Source organism: Streptomyces synnematoformans (genome assembly GCF_039531005.1).
Taxonomy (GTDB): Bacteria; Actinomycetota; Actinomycetes; order Streptomycetales; family Streptomycetaceae; genus Streptomyces; species Streptomyces synnematoformans.
In genome coordinates this window covers 1-3,425 of sequence record NZ_BAAAPF010000493.1, presented here as the reverse complement: position 1 = coordinate 3,425, position 3,425 = coordinate 1, and the positions used below count along the sequence as shown (strand labels likewise).

2 protein-coding genes and 1 pseudogene are annotated in these 3,425 nt (G+C 77.8%); 1 reads left to right on the top strand and 2 read right to left on the bottom strand.

The features are described 5' to 3' along the window. Window positions 1–52: 52 nt before the first annotated feature. Complete coding sequence (locus tag ABD317_RS34965) at window positions 53–1,720, bottom strand: DUF1349 domain-containing protein (protein WP_344295662.1); 1,668 nt, start codon at window positions 1,718–1,720, stop codon at window positions 53–55. Window positions 1,721–1,812: 92 nt separating this feature from the next. Continuing rightward, window positions 1,813–2,754, bottom strand: a complete 942-nt coding sequence (locus ABD317_RS34960; protein ID WP_027752858.1) for an ATP-binding cassette domain-containing protein — start codon at window positions 2,752–2,754, stop codon at window positions 1,813–1,815. A gap of 143 nt (window positions 2,755–2,897) precedes the next feature. Here ABD317_RS34960 and ABD317_RS34955 point away from each other — a divergent pair. After that, window positions 2,898–3,425 (top strand): annotated as a pseudogene (locus ABD317_RS34955) (hypothetical protein); the annotation flags it as partial.

The window sequence follows — 3,425 nt, the reverse complement described above, 5'->3', positions numbered from 1 at the left end:
GGCCGCAGCCGCGGCCGCGGCCCCCGCGTCCGGCACCGTCCCGCGCCGTCCCTCACGCATCGCGCCGCCGCAGCCGCCACGCCGCCAGCGCCAGCGCCGCCGCCGCCCACACCGCCAGGACCCCGAGCCCCGCCCACGGCCCCTGCGGCATACACCCGTCCTCCGGCACGCACACCGTCTCCACCTGCTCGTACCGCGGCGTCGTGCTCTGCACACCGAACCCCGCCACCGGCGTCACCCGGAACAGCCACTCCACCGCCCCCAGCGGCAGCCCTCCGCCCAGCACCAGCGGCAGCACGAACAGCACCACCACGATCGTCACGGCCGCCGCCGTGTGCCGCAGCAGCGCCCCCAGCGCCAGCGCGAACAGCGCCACCAGCGCCAGCAGCAGCCCCGTGCCCACCACCGCCCGCAGCGCCGCCCCGTCGGTCAGGGACACCTCCGGGAACTGCGGCGGCCGGTGCCCGCCCGACCGCAGCGCCCGCTGCCCCACCAGGAACGACACCACCGCGGCCGCCAGCCCCGCCGCGAACGCCACCGCCGCCAGCACCGCGCCCTTCGCCACCAGCACCCGCCCGCGCCGCGGGGCGGCGGTGAACGTCGTACGGATCATGCCGCGCCGGTACTCGGCGGTGATGAACAGCACCCCCAGCGCCGCGAACGCGATCAGCCCGACCTGCGCGCCCGCCAGGCTCATCCACGTCAGGTCGGCCGCGGGCGGGAGCGGGCCGATGTCGCCGGACCCGGTGACGGTGAACGTGCCGCCGGAGCGTTCGGCGCCGCCGGCCGGGCCGTTCGCCGCCGCCGGGCCGGATGCCGGCCCCACGGCCTCGTCCCGCCACGCCGCGTCGCCGCCGTCCCCGTCCCCGCCGCCGTTCCCGTCCGCGTCCCCGTTCCCGGAGCCGGAGGCGCCTTCGAGCCGTACGTGGTCAAAAACCCCCGTCGCCTCGCTCGGCCCCGTCGCGACGTCCAGCGCCCCGAACGACCGCTCCTGCCGCACCGTCTCCGGCGCCGCCACGAACAACCCCGCCCGCGCCGTCTCCGGCAGCCCGGCGACGGACACGCTGCCGACCTCGCGCCAGCGTTCGCCTCCCCCGCCGGCTACGCCCTCACTGGCGGGGGTGCCCCCATTGGTGGGGGTGCCCCCTCCCCCGCCGGCTACGCCCTCATTGGCGGGGGTGCCCCCATTGGCGGACACGTAGCCGGTCAGCCGGTCGCCCTCGCGCGTCAGCCGCAGCCACACCGGCGCGTCGCCGGCCACGGCGCCGCCGGCGACGTCGTGCTCGAACCCGTGCTGCAGCCGCACCCCGTGCTTGTACGTGCGCATCAGCGCCACGTACGGACTCCCCGGTTCGGTGCCCGCCTTCACGATCACGCCGGCCTTCGCCCACGGCGCGTCCGTGTCCGCGCCCGTCGTCAGGTCCGTCACGCGCGCGGTGATGCTGCCGTCCCCGGCCAGCGGCCGGTGCACGAAGCGGAACGAGTCCGCGACCCGCGCCGCCGCCGCGCCGGGGCCGCCGCCCCCGCCCCCGTCGCCGTCGCCGGAGATGACGGCGTCGCTGCCGCCCGCCGACACCAGCGACACCAGGACCGTCACCACTGCTCCCGCAAGCAGCGTCAGCAGCCACCGGCCGACGCTGCGCAGCTTCGTGAACTCGGCGTGCAGCAACCGCAGGAAACCGTCGCGCGCGGGCGGCAGCTGCGAACGGTACGGGGCCACGCCCCCGCCCTCCGTACGCACAGCCACCCCGGCGTCACCCGTATCCGCATCGGCACCCGTACCGGCGCCCGCACCCGCACTCCCAGCCGCGGTCATCGCGGACCCTCCCCCTCCGGCACGGCGGCGAACTCCGCCTCGCCCCGCGTCAGCTCCATGTACGCCTCCTCCAGCGACGCCCGGTGCGCCGCAAGACCCGAGAACGGCACCGCCTCGGCGCCCAGCAGCTCCGCCACCCGCTCCGCCGGCAGCCCCGCCACCGTCAGCGACTCCCGGCCCGTCGCCGCCACCGTCGCCCCCGCCGCCGACAGCACCGTCATCGCCCGCTCCCGCGCCCCCGTCTGCAGCGCGACCCGGCTGTCGGAGGCGGCGGCCAGCAACGCGGCCACCGGCGTGTCCGCAACGAGCCGGCCGCGGCCGATCACCACCAGGTGGTCGGCGGTGTCCTCCAGTTCGCTCATCAGATGGCTGGAGACGAGCACCGCCCGCCCCTGGGCCGCCAGCCGGCGCAGAAAGCCGCGGATCCAGCGGATGCCCTCCGGGTCCAGGCCGTTGACCGGTTCGTCGAAGAGCAGCACCGGCGGGTCGCCGAGGAGCGCGGCGGCGATGCCGAGGCGCTGCCGCATCCCGAGCGAGTAGCCGCCGGCCCGCCGCCGCCCCGCCCCGGCGAGCCCCACCTGCTCCAGCAGCTCGTCGACGCGGCCGGCCGGCAGGCCGTGCGAGTGCGCCAGCCACAGCAGGTGGTCGCGCCCGCGCCGGCCGGGGTGCACGGCCGCCGCGTCCAGCGCGGCGCCCACGTGCTGCAGCGGGCGGCGCAGCGCCCCGTACGGGAGGCCGCCGATCAGCGCGCTGCCCGCGTCGGGGGCGTCGAGGCCCAGGACGATGCGCATGGTGGTGGACTTGCCGGCCCCGTTGGGGCCGACGAACCCGGTGACCTGCCCCGGGACGACCGTGAACGACAGTCCGTCCACGGCGGCGACCGGTCCGAAGTGCTTGCGCAGGTCCCGGACCTCGATGGTTGCTTCTGACGCTGCCATGGTGAGGAGGCTACGAAGCGGGCGGCGGGCGGGTCGTCACGCAGGGGAGGAGTCTTGCGGGCGCCGGAGTAGCTCGCGCGGGGGAGGCGGTTGTCCGGAGCAGGAGGGACGCCGGGAGGGGCGGGCGCGGGGAGAATGGCGGCGTGACGGGAGCACGGAAGGCGCGGGAAGAGCGGAGAGAACGGGGAGGACGGACAGAACGGGGAGGACGGACAGAACGGGGAGGACGGACAGAACGGGGAGGACGGACAGAACGCAGGGCGTGGGGAGAACGGGGGGAGCGCCTCGCCGCCTCCCCCGACGGCCCCGTCGCCGCCGCCGCGCTCCTCACGCTGCTCGCCGCCGTCGACACCGTCCTGCGCACCGACCCCGGCGACCGCCTCACCGCCGCCCTGCTACTCGCCTTCGGCGCCACCGCCCCCGTCGCGCTGCTCCGCACCCACCCCGGCCCCGCCGCCGTCCTCGCCACCGCCGCGAACACCCCCCTCGCCGCCCTCCTCGGCGCCCCCGTCGCCGCCGGCGTCGCCGCCCAGGCGCTGCTCCTGCACCGCCTCGCCCGCCACGGCTCCCGCCGCGGGCGCGCCCTCGCCGTGCTGCTCCTGCTGCCGCTCGCCGGCGGCGCCACCGGCGACCCCGGCCCCGCCCCCGGCCGCCGGCTCGGCGACACCGGG